The organism is Opitutales bacterium (assembly GCA_013215165.1).
Classification (GTDB): domain Bacteria; phylum Verrucomicrobiota; class Verrucomicrobiia; order Opitutales; family JABSRG01; genus JABSRG01.
In genome coordinates this window covers 12222-30901 of record JABSRG010000015.1, presented here as the reverse complement: position 1 = coordinate 30901, position 18680 = coordinate 12222, and the positions used below count along the sequence as shown (strand labels likewise).

At 50.5% G+C, this 18680-nt stretch carries 15 protein-coding genes; 8 read left to right on the top strand and 7 right to left on the bottom strand.

Annotation, left to right across the window (positions count from 1 at the left end; translation table 11 throughout):
- The first annotated feature begins 58 nt into the window (after positions 1 to 58).
- Positions 59 to 277, top strand: a complete 219-nt coding sequence (locus HRU10_04785) for a hypothetical protein (GenBank protein NRA26547.1) — start codon at positions 59 to 61, stop codon at positions 275 to 277.
- Between the two features lie 495 nt (positions 278 to 772).
- Positions 773 to 1678: a LysR family transcriptional regulator gene (locus HRU10_04780; protein ID NRA26546.1), complete on the top strand. Its 906-nt coding sequence runs from the start codon at positions 773 to 775 to the stop codon at positions 1676 to 1678.
- Positions 1679 to 1957: 279 nt separating this feature from the next.
- Here the strand turns inward: HRU10_04780 and HRU10_04775 are convergent, their stop codons facing one another.
- Both HRU10_04775 and HRU10_04770 read right to left on the bottom strand, forming a co-directional pair.
- A complete protein-coding gene (locus HRU10_04775; GenBank protein ID NRA26545.1) occupies positions 1958 to 5212 on the bottom strand; it encodes a ribonucleoside-diphosphate reductase subunit alpha in 3255 nt (1084 codons plus the stop codon).
- Positions 5213 to 5331: 119 nt separating this feature from the next.
- Positions 5332 to 6417, bottom strand: coding sequence for a ribonucleotide-diphosphate reductase subunit beta (locus HRU10_04770; protein NRA26544.1), 1086 nt, complete (start codon positions 6415 to 6417; stop codon positions 5332 to 5334).
- Between the two features lie 418 nt (positions 6418 to 6835).
- On the opposite strand from HRU10_04770, the gene HRU10_04765 reads away from it, so the two are divergent.
- Positions 6836 to 7483, top strand: a complete 648-nt coding sequence (locus HRU10_04765; GenBank protein ID NRA26543.1) for an RNA polymerase sigma factor — start codon at positions 6836 to 6838, stop codon at positions 7481 to 7483.
- Positions 7480 to 7908, top strand: coding sequence for a hypothetical protein (locus HRU10_04760; GenBank protein ID NRA26542.1), 429 nt, complete (start codon positions 7480 to 7482; stop codon positions 7906 to 7908). The genes HRU10_04765 and HRU10_04760 overlap by 4 nt, the downstream gene beginning before the upstream one ends.
- A gap of 66 nt (positions 7909 to 7974) precedes the next feature.
- Here HRU10_04760 and HRU10_04755 read toward each other — a convergent pair whose 3' ends face one another.
- Entirely contained in the window at positions 7975 to 8202 is a 228-nt protein-coding gene (locus HRU10_04755; GenBank protein ID NRA26541.1) for a hypothetical protein, read from the bottom strand.
- Here HRU10_04755 and HRU10_04750 point away from each other — a divergent pair.
- Positions 8201 to 8620 carry a hypothetical protein gene (locus HRU10_04750; protein ID NRA26540.1) on the top strand — a complete coding sequence of 140 codons (420 nt, stop codon included), beginning with the start codon at positions 8201 to 8203 and terminating at the stop codon, positions 8618 to 8620. The two genes, HRU10_04755 and HRU10_04750, sit on opposite strands and share 2 nt — an antisense overlap.
- Positions 8621 to 8772: 152 nt before the next feature.
- Complete coding sequence (locus tag HRU10_04745; GenBank protein NRA26539.1) at positions 8773 to 9840, top strand: glycosidase; 1068 nt, start codon at positions 8773 to 8775, stop codon at positions 9838 to 9840.
- On the opposite strand, the gene HRU10_04740 is transcribed toward HRU10_04745, so the two are convergent.
- Complete coding sequence (locus tag HRU10_04740; GenBank protein NRA26538.1) at positions 9837 to 10202, bottom strand: septal ring lytic transglycosylase RlpA family protein; 366 nt, start codon at positions 10200 to 10202, stop codon at positions 9837 to 9839. The genes HRU10_04745 and HRU10_04740 overlap by 4 nt on opposite strands.
- Before the next feature lie 74 nt (positions 10203 to 10276).
- Here HRU10_04740 and ffh point away from each other — a divergent pair, with 74 nt between their 5' ends.
- Complete coding sequence (gene ffh / locus HRU10_04735; protein NRA26537.1) at positions 10277 to 11620, top strand: signal recognition particle protein; 1344 nt, start codon at positions 10277 to 10279, stop codon at positions 11618 to 11620.
- A gap of 67 nt (positions 11621 to 11687) precedes the next feature.
- Positions 11688 to 13304 (top strand): TIGR03790 family protein, encoded by a 1617-nt coding sequence (locus HRU10_04730; protein NRA26536.1) that lies wholly within the window; start codon positions 11688 to 11690, stop codon positions 13302 to 13304.
- An 82-nt stretch (positions 13305 to 13386) separates the two neighbouring features.
- Here HRU10_04730 and HRU10_04725 read toward each other — a convergent pair whose 3' ends face one another.
- The 3 genes from HRU10_04725 to HRU10_04715 form a co-directional block, all read right to left on the bottom strand.
- Entirely contained in the window at positions 13387 to 13977 is a 591-nt protein-coding gene (locus HRU10_04725) for a peroxiredoxin (GenBank protein ID NRA26535.1), read from the bottom strand.
- 98 nt (positions 13978 to 14075) lie between these two features.
- Positions 14076 to 15146 (bottom strand): hypothetical protein, encoded by a 1071-nt coding sequence (locus HRU10_04720; protein NRA26534.1) that lies wholly within the window; start codon positions 15144 to 15146, stop codon positions 14076 to 14078.
- 57 nt (positions 15147 to 15203) lie between these two features.
- Positions 15204 to 18671: a PAS domain-containing protein gene (locus HRU10_04715; GenBank protein NRA26533.1), complete on the bottom strand. Its 3468-nt coding sequence runs from the start codon at positions 18669 to 18671 to the stop codon at positions 15204 to 15206.
- Between the last annotated feature and the right edge of the window lie 9 nt (positions 18672 to 18680).

Sequence of the window (18680 nt, the reverse complement as noted above, 5' to 3'; positions counted from 1 at the left end):
ACACTTCGCCTTCCCGGGTCACACGTCCCTGAAACAACGCGATCTTCCAGACGTGGAAATGATCGGTTGGCAAGACACTCTGCAGGCAGATAACAAAGGACTTATGCCCCATCTTCATGGGGATGCCTATGCAGTCTGTTTCATGCGTCGTTGCACCAATTCCTGGGACGCCGAAGGCAAGCAATATAGTTTAGAGCCCAATGACATCTATATTACGTGGCCGCATGAGCTTCATGGTGGAACCCAAGAGCGTATGCTGAAAAGTGAAATTTTCTGAGTAATTTTCCGCCTAGATTGTGAACGAGGGAGCATCGGTCTGAGCCCAATATCGGTTCGAGAGATTGATGACCAAATGAGAGCCATCAAACACATATCAAAACGGCGTCACACGCACTGATCTGCTCTAATTGGGAATTCAAAAACCTTTTCACCGCCCGCGGGTGTTCAGTGGCATTTGTTGTTTTTTGTGCCATCGGGTGCCGAGCTGGGGCTCGGTATTCCCAGGAATTCTAAGCGCGTTGCCCTTGTCCTTCCTTGTCTCTGGTTAAGACTATTCTACATCTTAGGGTTTTTTCGGTGTCTACGTCCGGTTGTCCTCCCTTCCAGAGTTCTGCGCGCGACAGATTTCCTGCAAAATGCGCAGATAACCCACGAGTTTGGTCTTATATTCAGATGAGAAGTGCTGAAATATGCTTCGACAATATTAGCTTCTTTCAATGAATAAAAATGACATTGATTGATTTATGCATGAGCTTAGATCATTAATCAACGTATGAACCATTTGGAACGAATCCACTTTGAGATCATGCGCGCTGTCGACCAACAAGGAAGTATGACCGCCGCTGCGGACGCCTTGCATCTCACTCAGTCCGCGCTGAGCCACAGTATGCGCAAATTAGAAGACCAGTTGGGGGTAAAGCTTTGGCATCGCGAGGGTCGACAGTTGCGTCCCACACAGGCTGGGGCACATTTACTAAAGACTGCAAAACGGATGATTCCACAGTTTATCCACACGGAGGAGCGGCTGAAACAATTTGCCAGCGGCGAGCGTGGCTCACTCCGCATCGGCATGGAGTGCCATCCCTGTTATCAGTGGTTGCAAAAGATCACCGTGTCTTATCTCCGCGACTGGCCATCCGTCGATCTCGATGTGAGGCAAGCGTTTCAATTTGCAGGAGTCGGCGCGCTCTTCGCGCGTGAGATCGATTTGTTAGTCACACCCGATCCATTCCGCAAAAAGGGACTCATTTTCGAACCGGTGTTTGATTACGAACAAGTCCTCGTGGTCGGGCCAGATCACCCGCTCAAAGATGCGAGCTATGCGATTCCTCGGCAATTGGGTAAGGATACGCTATTTACTTATCCAGTCCCTCAGGAACGCCTTGATATCTACACCCATTTTCTCGCCCCGACCGGTATGACCGTTCGCAAACAGAAAGTCGTCGAGACGACCGAAATGATGCTTCAGATGGTAGCCTGTGGTCGAGGGGTGGCGGCGCTGCCAAGATGGTTGGTAGAAGAGTATTCCAGCACATACCCTGTCTTCCCAGTGCGTCTCGGCAAAAATGGTGTCGCTAAACAAATCTTCCTTGGAATCCGCACCGAAGACAGCGAAGTAGACTATCTAGAAGCGTTCCTCACACGCGCTCGGGAATACCGGAACGATTCAGCGGACTAAAGCATTTTGCATTTAAATTGGCGTATCACGTTCGAACTACTTTTTCGACGGCGACGAAGCGCCGCCCTCCAGAACAACCCATCCATCGCGCTGAGGCATAGAGATAGCATTCCGAGAAGGAAGAAAATAAAGTTTGTCTCCATAAAGTCGGTGGAAACTGCTGAACCGTGTAAGCCAGAAAGCCGCTCCGAATTACTTCGAAGCGGCTTTCCTGTATAGGCTAGGGAGTTTAAGCCTAGCGTTATTTCAGTCCTGTTTGCTTGCCGGTTTGCCGGGAATTTATTGGCATGCCTCGCATTCTTCGCCGTTGCGCATCGCTTCGATCGAACAGGCTACTTTTTCTGCCTCAGAGTAAACCCGGTTGGTGGGTGCAGGTTGCGCCGCTTTTTTTAAGGATACCGTTGCTTTTTCAATGCTAGAGGCACCGAGCGTGCGCAGGTAATAAGTAGTTTTTAGGCCTTTGCGCCAAGCAGAGCGATACATGTGCGACAGCACTTTCATATCCGCTTCCTTGAGCCACAGATTTACCGACTGACTTTGGTCAATCCATTTTTGGCGTCGAGCAGCGGCGTTGACTACATATTCGTAGGAGATTTCAAATGAAGTAAGGTAGCGCTCCTTGATATGCTGAGGAATCCGCTCTATGTCGGTGAGTTCACCGTCAAAATACTTGAGTTGACCGATCATGTCTTCATCCCAGAGACCTTCTTTTTTCAAGTCGCTTACGAGGTGAGCGTTTAGAACGATAAAGTCCCCTGAAAGATTACTCTTCACAAAGAGGTTCTTGTAGGTCGGCTCAATGCAGGGGGACGTGCCCATGATATTCGAAATCGTGGCAGTGGGTGCAATCGCGAGAACGTTGGAGTTACGCATTCCGAATTTAGCAATCTTGCTACGGAGCGGTTCCCAATCCATCTTGCCCCCACGCGGTACATCCACTGTGTCACCCCGTTCCTCCTCAAGCAGATCTAAGGTGTCTTGGGGTAGCATACCTCGGTCCCATTTGGAGCCTTTGTAGGTGGAGTAAGAACCACGCTCCGCTGCCAAGTCACAAGAGGCCTCATAGGCGTAGTATGCGATGGCCTCCATAAACTCGTCATTGAATTCGACGGCAGCATCAGAGGCGAAGGCCGTTCCCCGCTGATAGAGCGCGTTTTGCAAGCCCATCACACCGAGTCCGATGGGACGATGGCGTGTATTGGATGTCCGAGCTGCGTCAGTTGGGTAGAAGTTGATGTCGATGACGTTATCGAGCGCACGGACCGCTACTTGGATGGTGTCACGCAGCTTGTCATGGTCGATGTTGCCATGCATGTCCAAGTGGTTGTCGAGAATCACAGAGCCGAGGTTACACACAGCCGTTTCATCATCGCTGGTATTTAGGGTGATCTCAGTGCAGAGGTTCGAACTGTGAATCACACCTGCATGGTCCTGGGGGCTGCGGACGTTACAAGGATCCTTGAAGGTGATCCAGGGATGACCGGTTTCAAAAATCATCCGGAGCATAGACTTCCATAGTTCGATGGCGGGGACCTTCTTGCCAAAAAGTTCACCACGCTCGGCTTTGGCTTCGTATTCGACGTAGCGGTCTTCGAAGGCCCTTCCGTATAAATCGTGTAGATCGGGTGTCTCACTCGAACGGAAAAGCGTCCAATGCTCGCGCGCTTCCATACGCTTCATGAACAAATCCGGAATCCAGTTGGCCGTATTCATATCGTGAGTACGACGTCGATCATCTCCGGTGTTTTTGCGCAGCTCAAGGAAGTCCTGAATGTCGTTGTGCCAAGTCTCTAAGTACGCACAACCAGATCCGCGGCGCTTTCCGCCCTGGTTGACTGCGACAAGCTGGTCATTATGTAGCTTGAGGAATGGGATAACGCCCTGGCTCTCGCCATTAGTTCCCTGAATGTAGCTGCCCGTACCACGCACGCTGGTCCATGAACCACCGAGGCCCCCAGCCCATTTAGATAGGTAAGCATTTTCAGCGATGCCCCGGGTCATGATGGACTCAATTGAGTCGTCGACTTTGTATAAATAGCAGGAAGACAACTGGGAATGCATCGTTCCCGAATTGAATAGAGTCGGTGTAGAAGAGCAGAAACGGCGGCTCTTATAGAGAGAGTATAGCGAGGAAATGCGGTCTTCCACTCCCGCGATGTCCTCGCCTATGAACAGCCCCATAGAAACACGCATCCAGAAAAACTGTGGAGTCTCCAGGCGACGGGCAGGCGTGGTCTGCTTGTCGACAATCAAGTAACGATCATAGAGAGTTTGGATGCCAAGGTAATCGAAGTCCATGTCTGCGGACGGATCGAGGGCATCAGCCAAGGCATCGATATCATATTTCAACAACTGAGGGTTGTAGCGTTCGATCTCAGTTCCACGCTTGAGCGCAGTTTTGAAACCCTTCCGATGGGCCTCCTTGAGACCTTCGATACCGTCGCGGACAATATCCCACTCAAGCACTTCTTCATAAATGAAGCTCAGGAGAATACGCGCGGCAAATTTGGCGAAATCGGCGTCCTTCTCGATCAGTGTCTTAGAATTGAGGATTACTGTTTTGTGAAGATCACTGACCTTCATCTCCGGAAATAAAGAACGCCGTAGCTCAGTTTCAATCTGCTCTGCAGTGAGGCAGAGATCCAAGCCAATCATGCCATACTCAATACGCTTCTTCAGATCGACTCCGTCCCAAAACTCGGTGGAGCCATCGTCGAGAGTCACGACGATCATGGAGTCCTGACGCGCCTCATCGACCTCAACGTTATCAAGCTCTTCGCGGACACGAGCGCGGTGGGCACGGTATAAGATGTAAGCCTCAGCAACCTTAAACTCGCCCGCGCGCATCATTTCCTCTTGAACAATATCTTGTACATCCTCGATATTGATAAAGGATTGTCGCAGATTTCTTACGCGATCACTGACAGCTTCGGCGACTCCCACCGCGGGTTCTGAATCCATCTGGAGCGAAAGGAATGCTTTGCGGATAGCGATCTCGATCTTACCCTGGTTCCATGGCACCACCTGCTTGTTGCGGCGGATAAGGCGCACAGCCACATCCTGAGCCGGTTCTAGTTGATCGGTCGACGACGTGTCAGAATCAAAATGATGCGCCCGCCCAAAGACGAGTGAACGCGCCACATCATGGGCATCGCTCTCGATGAGGGTTTTCTCGATGAGTAGGAAAAGGTCGTGTTGTGATAGGTGGAGTGAACGCCCCTGCTCAATCTGCCCCGCTAATTTTTCGCCTACCAGGGCCACTACCGTATTCACCAATGCACGGTTACGGGCAGTATAAATATCGTCTTCTTTACGTGAAAGCAGAAGATCAGTTACCGCCTCTCCAACAGTTTCTGCGATATCGATATGGCGCAAGGTGCGGTTCTTACCCTTATCGTCGATGGTGATGTCGGACTGTGGGAAACGTGCGGTGTCTATGGTCTGTGACCAATCAAACCGGGGCTTTTGCTCCCGGGGAGTGGAGACGAGGCGCTTGAGGGCGCGATCTTCCTCGAATGTGGTTTTTTGATACATGAGCGGCGTGGTGCTGAAAAGGCCTCGAAACGAGGCATAATACGGAGTAAAAAAGGAAACGGATGGATAAGGAAAGGCGCCTAACAGGGGCGCCAGAAATACATAAAAGCTGGCGCGGACTAAAGATCGTCGTCGTTATCAATAACCAACGATGATGCCTTTTGATATTCGGTGACGCGGCCTTCGAAGAAGTTTTGCTCCTTCTTGATATCCATCATCTCAGCCAGCCATGGGAACGGATTTTGCGCCCCATGATGGAGAGGCTCTAAGCCTACGGATTCCAAGCGGCGATCGGCAATATAATCGATATATTGGCAGAACTCGTCGGCACTCATGCCGACACTGCTCACCGGTAGACAGTCTCGAATAAACTCTTTCTCGAGTTCGACGCCCTCAACCATGGTATTACGCAAGTCACGTTGGAAATCCTCCGTCCATACATCAGGATTCTCTTCGACGAGGTCATTCAGCAATTCGCGGAAAAGCTGAATGTGGTTGGACTCGTCACGCAGCGTGTAGCGGAACATTTGTCCAATCCCCGGAAACTTGTTCTGGCGATATAAGCTGAGCACCATCCCGAATAGACCGTAGAACTGCGTGCCCTCCATCACCTGACCGAAGACAAAGATATTTTTGGCAAGGCGTTGTTTATTTTCGGTAACTGTAAGATCGATATCGCGACGCAGCGCATGTGAGGTGCGTGTCACGAATTCGTTCTTCTTTAAAATAGTAGGAATCTGAGAGAACATAGCCTCACACTCATGGGGATTGATACCCAGTGAGCTGATCATATATAGAAGACTATCTGCATGAATATTTTCTTCATGTGCGTGGCGCCCCAGAACCAGCTTGAGCTCAGGCGCGGTGACGAGCTCGCGGACCACGTGCAAGATGTTATCTCCAACGATCCCCTCCGCAGCGGAAAAATAGCCAATGCCCATCATGATGATCCAGCGCTCTGAATCGCTGAGAGCTGCCGCATCTCGCCACTGCTCCACGTCTTTCTGCATCGGAATATCTTCCGGCTCCCAGTGATTGGCCTTCATCGTTTTATAGAGCTCATAAGCCCATTGATACTTCAGAGGCAGCAGATTGAAGGTCATCGTATTGCGGCCATTTATGATCTTTTTGGCGGCAAATGCCTCTTCGGCTTTGTCTTGATTGAGATTGAAGGACTTTTTCCCGACGGTGTAAGTTTTTTCCATAAAGAGCGGTGGGGTGTATGAGGGTTAGATGCTTAAAAATGAGAGATGCGGGGTGAGCCCAAATTGATAGGTTTTGCCCGAAGCTGACGGTTTGCTATTCGGTAAATTTGTCAATGAGCACCACAATATATAGGGGGATTAATCAAAAATTCACACAATATATTGTGAAGGTGACATTTTTTTTGCAAAAGCAGGTAGGATTCCCATTGTCGGAAAATCTGGTGATTTTTCGGAGATTTTTTGAGTGAAGGGTAATATGGCAAATATGTGACGGAAACGTCGTGACCTCAGCAAGCGATGGTTATTTTTCTTCTCCACACTGTTCACATTTATTCACAACCGAGCCGGAATTAACGACGTTTGAATACACTTTTCTCTAGTATGAAACTTTTGCTTATGGCTGGCTTTTTCTCATTTGATGATCACAGCCTACGCCATCGACAATTTCATACCCTGGCAGTTTTTTGGATCAAACGCCTTGGCCCCCAAGTGCATGGATAAGGAAGCGAAAAAACCCGAAACCATCGACGAGAGTGCTCTCCTAATGGCACGTATTGCCAAGGGAGATGAGGACGCTATCGCCCAGCTCATCGACCACTGGAAGGGGCCACTCATTAACTTTTTCTATCGTTCTGTTCGCTCTCGGGAACTCTCGGAGGATATGGCTCAGGAGGTTTTTATTCGTCTTTATAAAGCAGCTCCGCGCTACCGACCTGAGGCTAAATTTTCTACCTATCTTTTCGCTATCGCACGACGTCGCCTCATCAACGAGCACCGGCGCAATACCCGGAAACCTTTAGAAACCTTCGATCCCAAGGATTTGGGCCATGTGCACGGACAAGAGTCCGACAACATTGCTCTTTTCGAAATCGAAGAGGCTTTTGATTCTGTTCTCGATACCCTACCGGAAAATCACCGCAATGCGATTCTCCTCCTCAAACAAAAGCAGCTCAGCTATCAAGAGATAGCTGAAGAACTGGATACTACAGAGAGCTCTGTGAAAACATGGATTTTCCGTGCTCGCCAAAAGATTAAAGAATCCCTGAAGAACTTCACACAACAATGAGAACAAGCCAGAAGCCTAAAAAGCTCACTGATGAGCAGCTTGACGACTTAATTGATTCATTGCTGACAGAGCGCGTCGAACCCTCTGCCGACTTTACTGCACGTGCACTGAACAAAATTGGATCAGAGAGAATTGTCCAGGGCCCCTGGATCTCTGCCAAGTCCTGGGTAACTCTAGTAGGCACGATGGCAGCAATCTTCGCCATCGTCGTCGGAATGCGCTTCGGTTTAGCTGACAGCGAAACCCTACAGCCGATTAATAATAAAGTATCTGACAGCACACCTGATGTTGTTCCTGCCACACCTTTAAACGAGGAATTACAGCCTGAAACCATTTACGATGCTGAAGAACTGCTTGAAAATCTTGCGCCTCTGCTCAACGACAATGATATACTTACGGACTTGAATATGTTGCTCGAATCCTGATTCTACCAGATTTATCGCCTAGTGCTCGTGCTGGGTGAATTCATATATGCTCCGCTGTTTTCTCAGTTACATTTTATTAGGCTCGCTCATCGCGGGCCCATCTGTGTTCACAGGGCTTTTTGCGAATGCGGATGCTCCTGAACCTCCAACAATGGTTCCACCGCCACCACCGAGTTTTGTCCCTGATTCAAAGCCACCTTCGGCACCCCCTCCTCCCAGGCCAACGTCTAAAGCGCCCACTCCAAACGCAGTCGAAAAATCAGCAGTCACCGACAACACTGACACGACAAACATGTCGCTTGAGCAGCTCCTTGAGCTTCCGAATGAGCGTCTACTCGAACTCCGAGCAACCATCGACAAGCTTAGCGAGTTATCTCCTGAGGATAAATCTAAGCTCAAAGCACGCTTGAGGGAATTGCGAAGTCTCGAAAAAGCTGAACGTCAAAAGCAACGTGAAGCTTATGTGATGAAGCGGGAAGTAGAACGCCAAGCTCGGCGCATGTTTCTTAAGGAAATGACGGCAGAAGAGAAAAAAGCATTTCAAGCTGAGCTCAAAACACTTGATAAAGAAGCACAGTGGAAACTTCGCCGTGAGCATGCCAAAAAGGCTTTGGAGGATGAAGGGTTTCGAGCGCGCGCTGAAGAGGCTGCACTGGAGGCCATCTCAAAACGCAAAAAAGACGAGAGTGAGAAAAAGAAAAAGGCAGAGTAAATCGCCGTTCCACTACTTCTTGAAATTCCCATGATTCTCATACCACCTGCAATCAGGTGGTTTTTTTATGCCCTACAAGAATCCATTTGAGAAACTCCAGAAGCCTGAACAACCTCTCGCACTTTTCTGGATCTCAAGATTTACATCTTACTATGACTCTCACAGACGAAAACGCTGTCTCTCTTTTTAAACGCCATCCACTGAACCCTGTGGTGCGCCCTGAGGGCAAGGGCTGGCGAGGGGCGGTGACCTTCAATCCAGGTGTCATCAAAAAGGATGGAACTTACTATCTATTCGAGCGCTGCGCTGGTAATTTACGTCCCTTTCATTGCTACATTGGGCTGCAAACCAGCAAAGATGGCGTTCATTTCGAGCCTGCATCTGACGAGCCGGTGGTCTCCCCAGTGGATCTCGGTTCTGAGTATGGATCTGTCCAAGATCCGAGAGTCACAGAACTGGAGGGAAAGTATTACCTGACAGTCGCTTACCGTCCCTATTCTTGGGCATCTATTCCAACTGGAGTCGGAGTGCCTGAGTCCTACCAAGTCGATTACCCTGGGTTCTCAGGTAAAGATGAGGATAACCAAACACGTTCAGGCATGTTGGTAAGCGAAGACCTCAAAACCTGGAAATTCCACAGTTGGATATCCCCGAAAGAAATGGATGACCGCAATGTCATCCTCTTTCCGGAAAAGATTGCTGGTAAGTATTGGGTGACCCGACGCCCATCAGATTTTGTCGGCACTCAAGCCAATCATGCCTCAAAGCCCAAAGGCGTCATGATCTCCCACTCTGAAGACCTTAATACCTGGTCCGACCCCGAGTCCCTATTAGAACCCGCTTTCGATTGGGAGGACAATCGCCTCGGTGGCTCGACACCTCCTCTGAAGACCGAAGCGGGTTGGCTCCTTTTTTATCACGGAGTACAAAACATCGACCCCGACGTCCGCAAAGTATGTTACCGCATGGGAGCTGCCTTGCTAGATTTAGATGACCCTAAAAAAGTCATTGCGCGCAGTCCCTACCCCCTCCTTCAACCTACTGAGTATTACGAGAAAATAGGCCTCTACATTCCGAATGTTGTCTTCCCAACTGGAAATGTGATCGAAGACGGAAAAATACGGCTATACTATGGCGCATGCGACACCGCTATCTGCCTAGCGGAAGCTGGGTTGAGCGACGTGCTCAACTTCGTGCAATCTTTTCCCGTCGAAAATTAATCGAGTAGATAGAGACGGACAGAAACAATGCCTTCGTCCTCCATACCGAGGGCACGCGCGGCACGCCGCGACAGATCAATCACACGTCCATCGACAAATGGACCGCGATCATTGATCCGTACCGCCACCTCGGCTCCATTGTCCTCGCGAACAACGCGTACCCAAGAACCAAAAGGCAGTGTCGGATGTGCAGCGGTGTAACGGAAGGGCATGTATATCTCCCCGTTTGCGGTTTTTCTGTAAGCAAATCCTTGGTCGTAGAACGAAGCCACTCCCGACTCGTTCAGACTGCCACTGCCGGAGCACCCCAACAGAAAAATGAGGGATAACACACAGAACGCCATAGCTCTCAGGGGAGTCATTTTTTGATGATTAACACAAAACACCGGTGGCTCAAGCTTGCCGTGCGCCCTCGGTCTCTCCAACCTGCAGTTCTATGCTGGAAAGCTTGACCGAGAAAATGTCTGGAGCCCTGCGCTCAATACGGGGCCTAAACAAGATCACCGAGGACAATGTCGGCGAGGCACTCAAGGAGGTGCGCGCCGCACTACTCTCGGCCGATGTACATTTCAAGGTCGCCCGCGAATTCATCAAAGCTGTAAAGGAGAAAGCACTCGGGCAGGAAGTAATCAAATCAGTCAATCCTGGCCAACAGATCGTCAAAATCATCAATGACGAGCTCATCGAACTATTGGGGTCTGGTGATACCGAACTTAAGGATAAGCGCCCCCTCAAGGTCATGCTCGTAGGTCTACAAGGTGCGGGAAAGACGACGATTGCGGGAAAGCTGGCAAAATTTTTCAGTAAAGAAGACAAGAGGACAGCCCTCATCGCCGGCGATATCTACCGTCCCGCTGCAATCGATCAGCTTGAAACGTTGGCCCAACAAACCAACGCCACCTTCTACGCGGACCGCGGAAATCAGGATGTCAGCAAGATTGGCAAGCAAGGCCTACAACATGCGCTCGCTGCCAAAGCAGATGTAATCGTATTCGACACCGCAGGGCGGCTTCAGATCGACACGGAGATGGTCGAAGAAGTCAAGCGGCTCAAAGAGACCATCAATCCTGACGAAATTCTCCTAGTAGCAGACTCTGCGCTGGGTCAAGAGGCCGTTAACGTCGCCAAACACTTTCACGAAGCTCTTGAAATCACCGGCATCGTATTGACCAAAATGGACGGCGATGCCCGAGGCGGTGCCGCTCTATCGATCAAACAGATTACTGGCGTACCCATCAAATTTGCTGGTGTTGGAGAAAAGGTCGAGGATCTCGAACGTTTTCATCCCGACCGCATCGCTTCGAGAATCCTGGGTATGGGTGACGTGGTGTCGCTCGTTGAAAAGGCCCAGGAAAACATAGACCAGGCTGAAGCTGAACGCCTGGCTGAGCGCATGAAGCGGGCAGAGTTCAACTTTGAAGACTTCCTCGCCCAGATGAGACAGATCAAAAAAATGGGGTCGCTCGGTTCAATTATGAGCATGATGCCTGGTATGAGCGGCATCGAGGTTGGAGACAAAGAAGAGAAGCAAATGGGAAGGACCGAAGCCATCATTCTCTCGATGACCATCAAGGAACGTCAAAATCCCAAGCTGCTCAATGGCTCGCGCCGCCTCCGCATTGCAAATGGAGCCGGGGTTCAAGTGAAAGACGTCAATCAGATCATCAAGCAATTCTCCCAAATGCAGAAAATGATGAAAATGATGAAGGGCTCGAAAGGCAAAAAGATGATGAAGCGGCTCCAGGGCATGGGCGGCGCCAGCGGGCTCGGCGGCTTTTAGGCTCTATCATCCAGATTATTGCTAACTCTTCGCAAATTTCTCAATTAAGTGTCGTCTAATTTGCGTAATGCACGGGTGCTGGAAACGATACCTCATACTGTGGCTATGGTCGCTGAACGGCGTCTCGATAGCCTCGGTAGGGGATTCTTTTTCAGAAGACCGGATATTTATTCTCTGTAATGCGAGCCTTGAGGGCTCGGTCCATGTCGCTCGACACTACGCACAAGCGCGTGGCATTCCTGAGCAGAACATAGTCTCTTTGGACCTTCCTACAAAAGAGAGAATTTCGGCACGATCTTTCATCGATTCGGTCTACAATCCAGTCGTTCGGGCATTGATAAAAGCAGGTGCCCTCAATGCCACCTTACTCGAAACGCAGGATAGGTTTGGCCGAGAGCAAATCATAGTCTCAGGCCACAAGATAGACTTCCTGGTTACCACGTGGGGAGTTCCGCTCAGCTTCGGCAACGATGCTTCGATTGTGGCAGCAGAAAACCGTGATGTCCAAAATGAGTTTAGGAGAACAGGCGGTGCGGTAGATGCTGAGCTTTCACTCTTACCTACCAGTGGACTACCCATGACTGGGATGTTTCACAATCCGGTCTTCTCTCAGAAGGAGCCTTCAAAGATCCAGCTACGCCAGATCATCCGAGTCAGTCGCTTGGATGGACCCGATCCAGAGACAGTCATCTCCATGATCGACCGCACCCTTGCCGCAGAGCAAACTGGGCTCTGGGGGCGTGCATGGATCGATCCCGGGGGACCCCATAAGGATGGAGATACTTGGCTTGAACAAGCACAACAAATCTTGAGCGACACGTATTGGCCGTTCGCGACTAAGCCGGGTAGGGAACGTTTTAAGTCCACGGACCGCAGCAATGCTCTGGCGATCTACCTGGGGTGGTATACGGCGGAAACCGATCCTGTATTCATGCAAAAGGGTTTTGAATTTCTCCCTGGAGCCGTCGCTGTGCACATCCATAGCAATTCAGCGCCCACTTTGCGCAATCCAAAGAAATGGACTGCCGGCCTCATCGCCGCAGGGGCCTCCGCGACCGTGGGCAATGTCGCAGAGCCTTATCTCGAAACCACACACCAGCCTCACATCCTTACTGTTGCCCTTACATCGGGCAAACTCTGGGGGGAAGCCGTATACGCATCGATTCCCTTTCTTGGCTGGCAGAGCTTTGCCATCGGGGATCCGCTCTACCGACCCTTTGCACACGGAGGCAACCCGAACTGGTCAGACCCTTATTCGGTCCTCCGTGTATTTAATAAGTTAGCAAAAGATGATGCACCCATAGAAAAATTTCTTGAAGCCGATTCGATGTATACAGGATCCCGACCGGCTCCAGCCATCGATCTCTTCATAGCACAGTCTTACTTAGAGCGCGGAGGAAAAGGCCGAGCATGGGAGCGCCTTGCAACTTATGTCGACGACCCGAAGATACTCACTCAGTCTCTATCTGACCTCTGGCTGGGTCACGAGATCATCCAATGTGTATTCGCTACTGGACGTTCTGAAGACTCACTGACGCTCGCAGACAGTCTCATCCAGGCGGCACAAGACTATCCCGATTTCCTTTCCTACATCGCAGGTCGATGCCTCTCAATTGCGGAAAGCTACGTCGATCTAGAGCGCATCGCAGCCTGGAGGCCGCTGGCGGAAGAAGCTGGCGAGTAGACAGTAAATACGATCGTTGCAGCCATAAAAAAACCCTGGCCGTTCTGACCAGGGTTTTAGAAATTAAAGGTAGAATGAGACGCTACACACTCGCCGAAAGGTAGGCTTTCACGCCATCGGCAGTCGGCGTCATAGCGCTTTCACCTGGCTTCCAATCGGCAGGACACACCTCACCGAACTCCTCAACATGTTTGAGCGCATCGACCAGGCGGACGAGCTCATCGACCGAGCGACCGAGGGGAAGATTATTCACCACCTGATGTTGGATCGTGAAATCCTTATCGATCAGGAAAGTAGCTCGGAAAGCGACCCCTGCCTCGTGCTCTACACCGTATGCCTGGCAAATTTCGTGTTTCACGTCAGCAACAATGGGGAAGCGCACAGGACCAATGCCTCCTTCGTTGATGGGAGTATTGCGCCAAGCGAAGTGAGTGAACTGCGAGTCAATCGAGACGCCAACCACCTCAACTCCGCGCTCCTGAAATTCTTGGAATTTTTTGTCGTGAGCGATGATCTCGGTAGGGCAGACAAAAGTAAAATCAAGGGGCCAGAAGAAAAGCGCGATATGCTTGCCCTTAAGATCTGAAAGCTTGAAAGACTCGTTGATGGAGCCATCGCCCATGACGGCGGCTGCGGTGAAATCGGGTGCGGTCTTGTTGACTAAGATGCTCATTTTAATATCGAGAGTTAAGACTTAGAAGACTGGACATGCTCCTCTATCTTTCAAGTTGTATCGCTAATTCTTTACATGCTCTGAGTATGTAATGGCCACTAGAGGTCGCCGTAGGGAATGAGTAAATTCTCATCCTCAACAGACCGGAGCTGCTCCTGTATCATAGAGATGCTCTCAGTGACCAGGTCTCCCATGGAATTGGCCCGTAGAAAAGCCGCTTCCTCATAGTGTTCAGCAAGCGAGTCTCGGAGGGTGAGCACGTGCTCTTTAGGAGCCAGATCCGCTGAGCGCATAGCGATCAAGAGATCCTCTAGGCGCTCATCCACCAGCTCGATTCGTCGTTGCATCATAGCGAGCTCTTCAACTCGGTATTGGTAGACCGTAGTGACGTCGATCATATCCATACAGTGCTTCAGGAGCGATGCATTCTCTCGGAAGAACTGCGGTAGATAAAAATTTTTCCGGCCTTGGTAGCTCTGCTGATCAAAGTCCATGGCTCGGATACGTATCTGAGACTCCTCGATATCAGGCGTCACGTTTACCACGAAATTATAGCTCCGCATGTCGCCCAAAAGCTGGATAAAACAGCGCTCGTTAAACTTGACCAATTCCTTCGCCAGCCTGACCCCGTTTACGTGAGGCCCATCTAACCAATCACGAATAAATACGTCACCCGGCACACCGACGATATGCTCCTCGATGAGCGTGTTTCCATGGGTTAGGTAGTGAATTCGATACGGCGAAAGAAGATGTTCTATTTCGAGACCGTAGACGCGGGAGGCATCCGCCTTTTTAACGTAATAGTAGTCCTGGTTGTCATTATGGGAATTGACGACCCGTATGCGAAATGGCTTCGAATTGCCGAAAGTGCAGTAGTCGATCCGGTCGACATAGAGGTGGGACATCCACTTGCTCGAACGCCCCGTCTTCAGGATCGAATAAATTTCACAAAGATCACGGTAGAGATGCGACTGTTCCTCCGGAGTATAGGCAACAGACTGCCAGTAAGTATCCTCACCATGCTCATCATACAGTGGAGCTGCTACATGAAAAGATGATAGCCGCTCGTAAGTGACCGGAACTGTCACAGCTCGACCGTAAGTTTTCAGGTAGTTCTCTAGGAGACTGCCCAAAGCATAGACAGGCTTTTTCTTTATGGACTGACCCATAATGATGAGCCGTCAGGATAGACAGCTCGCTAATCTTGGCAAGGCTGGTGAACGACTCTAGCGCGAGGTTCGGCAGCGTTCCTCAACAAAATCATGTGCCTCTTTCAAGACCTCAGCCATCGACTCAAGCCTGAGTGGCTTTGTTAGAAACCCTCGCATGCCCGAACGACGCACGCGTTCGTAGTCTTCCTGCATCGCATTTGCTGTAAGAGCACTGATGTATGGCGCATTATCTCCCTTTTCACGAAGGATATGGCTGGTCGCTTCAAAACCATCCATCTCAGGCATCTGTATATCCATCAGCACGATGTCGAAATCCTCTTCCATTACTCTACTAAGCGCTTCACTACCGTCATTCACCACCTCGACTGGATAACCCAACTTTGCGAGCATCAGCGTGCCAACCTTCTGGTTCACCTTATTGTCTTCAGCCATGAGGATGCGCAGGGGAAAGGAGCGGGCGAAACTCTTGTCGAGAACTGTAGCCATCGGAGCCCCATCTTCTAAGTCATCCGTTACTGTAGCGAAATGCTCTCTGAGCCTTTGAAGGAAGACTGCGACCAAAAGAGGCTTGCGAACTAGAAAATCAAATAACCCTCGTGGCCACAGTTCAGGGTGTTCGCCCACGCCCACGATTTTCAGCCCTTGCGCACGTAGACACTGGATTTTCGCTACCTCGATCTCCGTTTCTCCCTGGCGGTCCAAATCCACGAAGCAGATATGCCGCATATCCTTAGACAGCGGCTCCTCGGGCTCCAAGTTTTCTTCAACTACACGCATCGAACGCTCCAACATTAAACTGAGCGATGTCCGCAGACGTCCCTCGATCCCATGGTAGTAAACGAAGCAACCAGGAAGCTCTACCGACGGAGGCGTAACAGCCCGTTTAAGGGGAACTGTTAAAGAAAAAGTACTACCTACCCCTTGTTCGCTAGCAACAAACATCGATGCGCCCATCATTTCTGCAAGGCGTTTCGATATCGCTAAGCCCAGACCAGTACCCCCAAACTTACGCGTCGTAGAACTATCCGCTTGAGTGAAAGATTCGAAAAGTAATTCCTGCTGCTCGGGCGAAATACCAATTCCGCTATCTTCAACTGAGAATCTCACTTCGATGACTTCGGCTGAATCAGAACTCGCCATGTCTACACGCAGCAACACGTGACCGTCCTCCGTAAACTTGACGGCATTCCCCAGAAGGTTGACTAAGATTTGCCGGATTCGAGTCACATCTCCCAAAGCCTGTGTTGGGATATCTGGAGACACCTGTGTGACCAATTCCAAGGACCGCTGACTCGCTTTTTCAGAGATGATCGAAACCGCCTCATCTAGGCATTTGAGCAGAGGAAACTCAACCGATTCCAATTCGACCTTACCTGCCTCAATTTTCGAGTAATCGAGGATGTCATTAATGAGTGAGAGCAAGGCATCACCACTACTTACCACGGTATCTAGATAGTCTCGCTGAGTCTCCGAAAGCTCAGTGTCGCGCAGTAGACTGGACATCCCAATCACCGCATTCAGCGGTGTGCGGATCTCGTGGCTCATCGAAGCCAAGAAGGTACTCTTGGCCTGGTTTGCCAATTCGGCTTCGAGGGCGGCTTGATTAGCTTGAGTCAGCGCCGCTTCCAAATCGTCATTGAGCGATTCAGCTCGGGCCTGAGCCTTAACTGCGATGGTAACGTCCATATTTACTCCGATCAGTCGGAGAGGTAGGCCATTATCATCATAATATACCTCACCATAAGCATCGATGACGCAGAGCTCCTTCTCAGGATGGATGATGCGAAATTGCGACCGATATCGCTTACGCTTAGAAACCGCCTCGTAAGTCCGATCTCGGACCATCTCGCGATCATCCGGATGAATCCAACTCATCAGCGCTTCTGGATCTGCCTCAAACTCTTCGCGCGTCCGCCCCCACAACTCCAAGACTAAATCGTCAAATTCAAGTTTATTGGCAATGATATCCCACTGCCAAATTCCCATTCCTGCAGCCCTCTGTGCCAGGTTAAGGTAGTCGACCTGTTGCGCTAATTGCTCCTGAGCCGCCTTGGCACTGGTGATGTTTGTATGAGTGCCCACCATCCTACTAAACCGTCCCGACTGATCCGTGAAAGCCTGGCCTCGGCAGAGTATCCAGAGAAGACTGCCATCCCGATGACGGAAACGAGTGGTGTGCGCGAAGGGCACACCCAGCACAAAATGGTTATCCAGCGCCTTGTTGAGGGATCTCAGATCAGCAGGAGCCACCAATCCCTTCCACGCCTCTATCGTATTTGCTAACTCATCGTCCTCATACCCTAGAAGGCGCTTCAAACCGGGGCTCAAAAATACCTCATCCTTCAGCAAGTCCCAATTCCAGAAACCATCTGTAGCATGCTCGCCCAGAGCACGAAACATCGATTCGCTCTCTTGGATTTTTAGGCTCGTCTCGCGTTCTTGAATCGTGTCCTGTCCGGCAATATAGACGAGGCCCTTTTTCGGCTCAACACGGATATTCCAATGAACGACTCGCACCTCACCCCAAGAGGTAAGGATACGGAATTCGCAATTAAGTGGCTCCTTTACCTGACGCTGCCTTGTGTAGCGCAACACACTTGCGATCTGTCGCCGATCTTCCTCATGCGCCAAGTCACGCAGACGGCGTTCCTGGAGCTCCGCCAGTGTGAATCCTGTAACTGAAGAAAACGTGCTGTTGGCCTTAATGATACGACCGTTCTTCTTACACACAGCGAGAATACTTGGCGCCAGCTCGAAAAACTCATCAAAGCGCTCGATCTTCTTGGAGTATATACTCTCTTTTTGCTTGCGCTGACTTATCTCTCTGGAAACCAAAACAATCTGTCGGACACCTTGATCCCGGATCAACGAAGTACGCCCTTCAAACCATTTGCGCTCACCTTTGATCGTCAAAAAATACTCGAGTATCTGGACCTCTCCGGTGCTCAAAGTCTGATCGATAGCTTGCTGAAGTTGTCCCGCCTGCAGTGGAGGTAGGATGTCATGAATGCTCTTTCCCTCGAACTGTTCCAAATCTACCACCAACTGCGAATACTCCGACGTGATGACATCGATGTAATTTCCATTCGGATCGAGCAGTATGATGACATCAGGGTAGTCACTCAGCGACTGAGCTATACGCTGAGCATTTCCGGATAGGCTCAGTGCATTGCCTTCCACGGCTAATACGCTGGTGACCTCCAGCAAGTAACTCGTGTCAAAGGCATTTCCTTGAGACATGCGCCGGAATACCCAGCGCATATCGAGGCCAGAAAGACAAATATCACATAGCTTCTTTTCTCCCGCGGCAGCCTCCGCTCCCATGAAGTGGCGCACAGCTTTTTCCCAACTATTACCCAATGCTCGACCCAACTGCTCGATCGAAGTTGCAGATTCTAACCCATCCCAGCGCCCTGCTGTTTCGGCAGACGAACTGAGCACGGAGCCCGCGGCGTCGACTAGCCACGCCCCGTCAATACGGTCGGAATGTGCTGGGTGTTTGGTCTTAGAATTGGGTTCCACGGAAACACT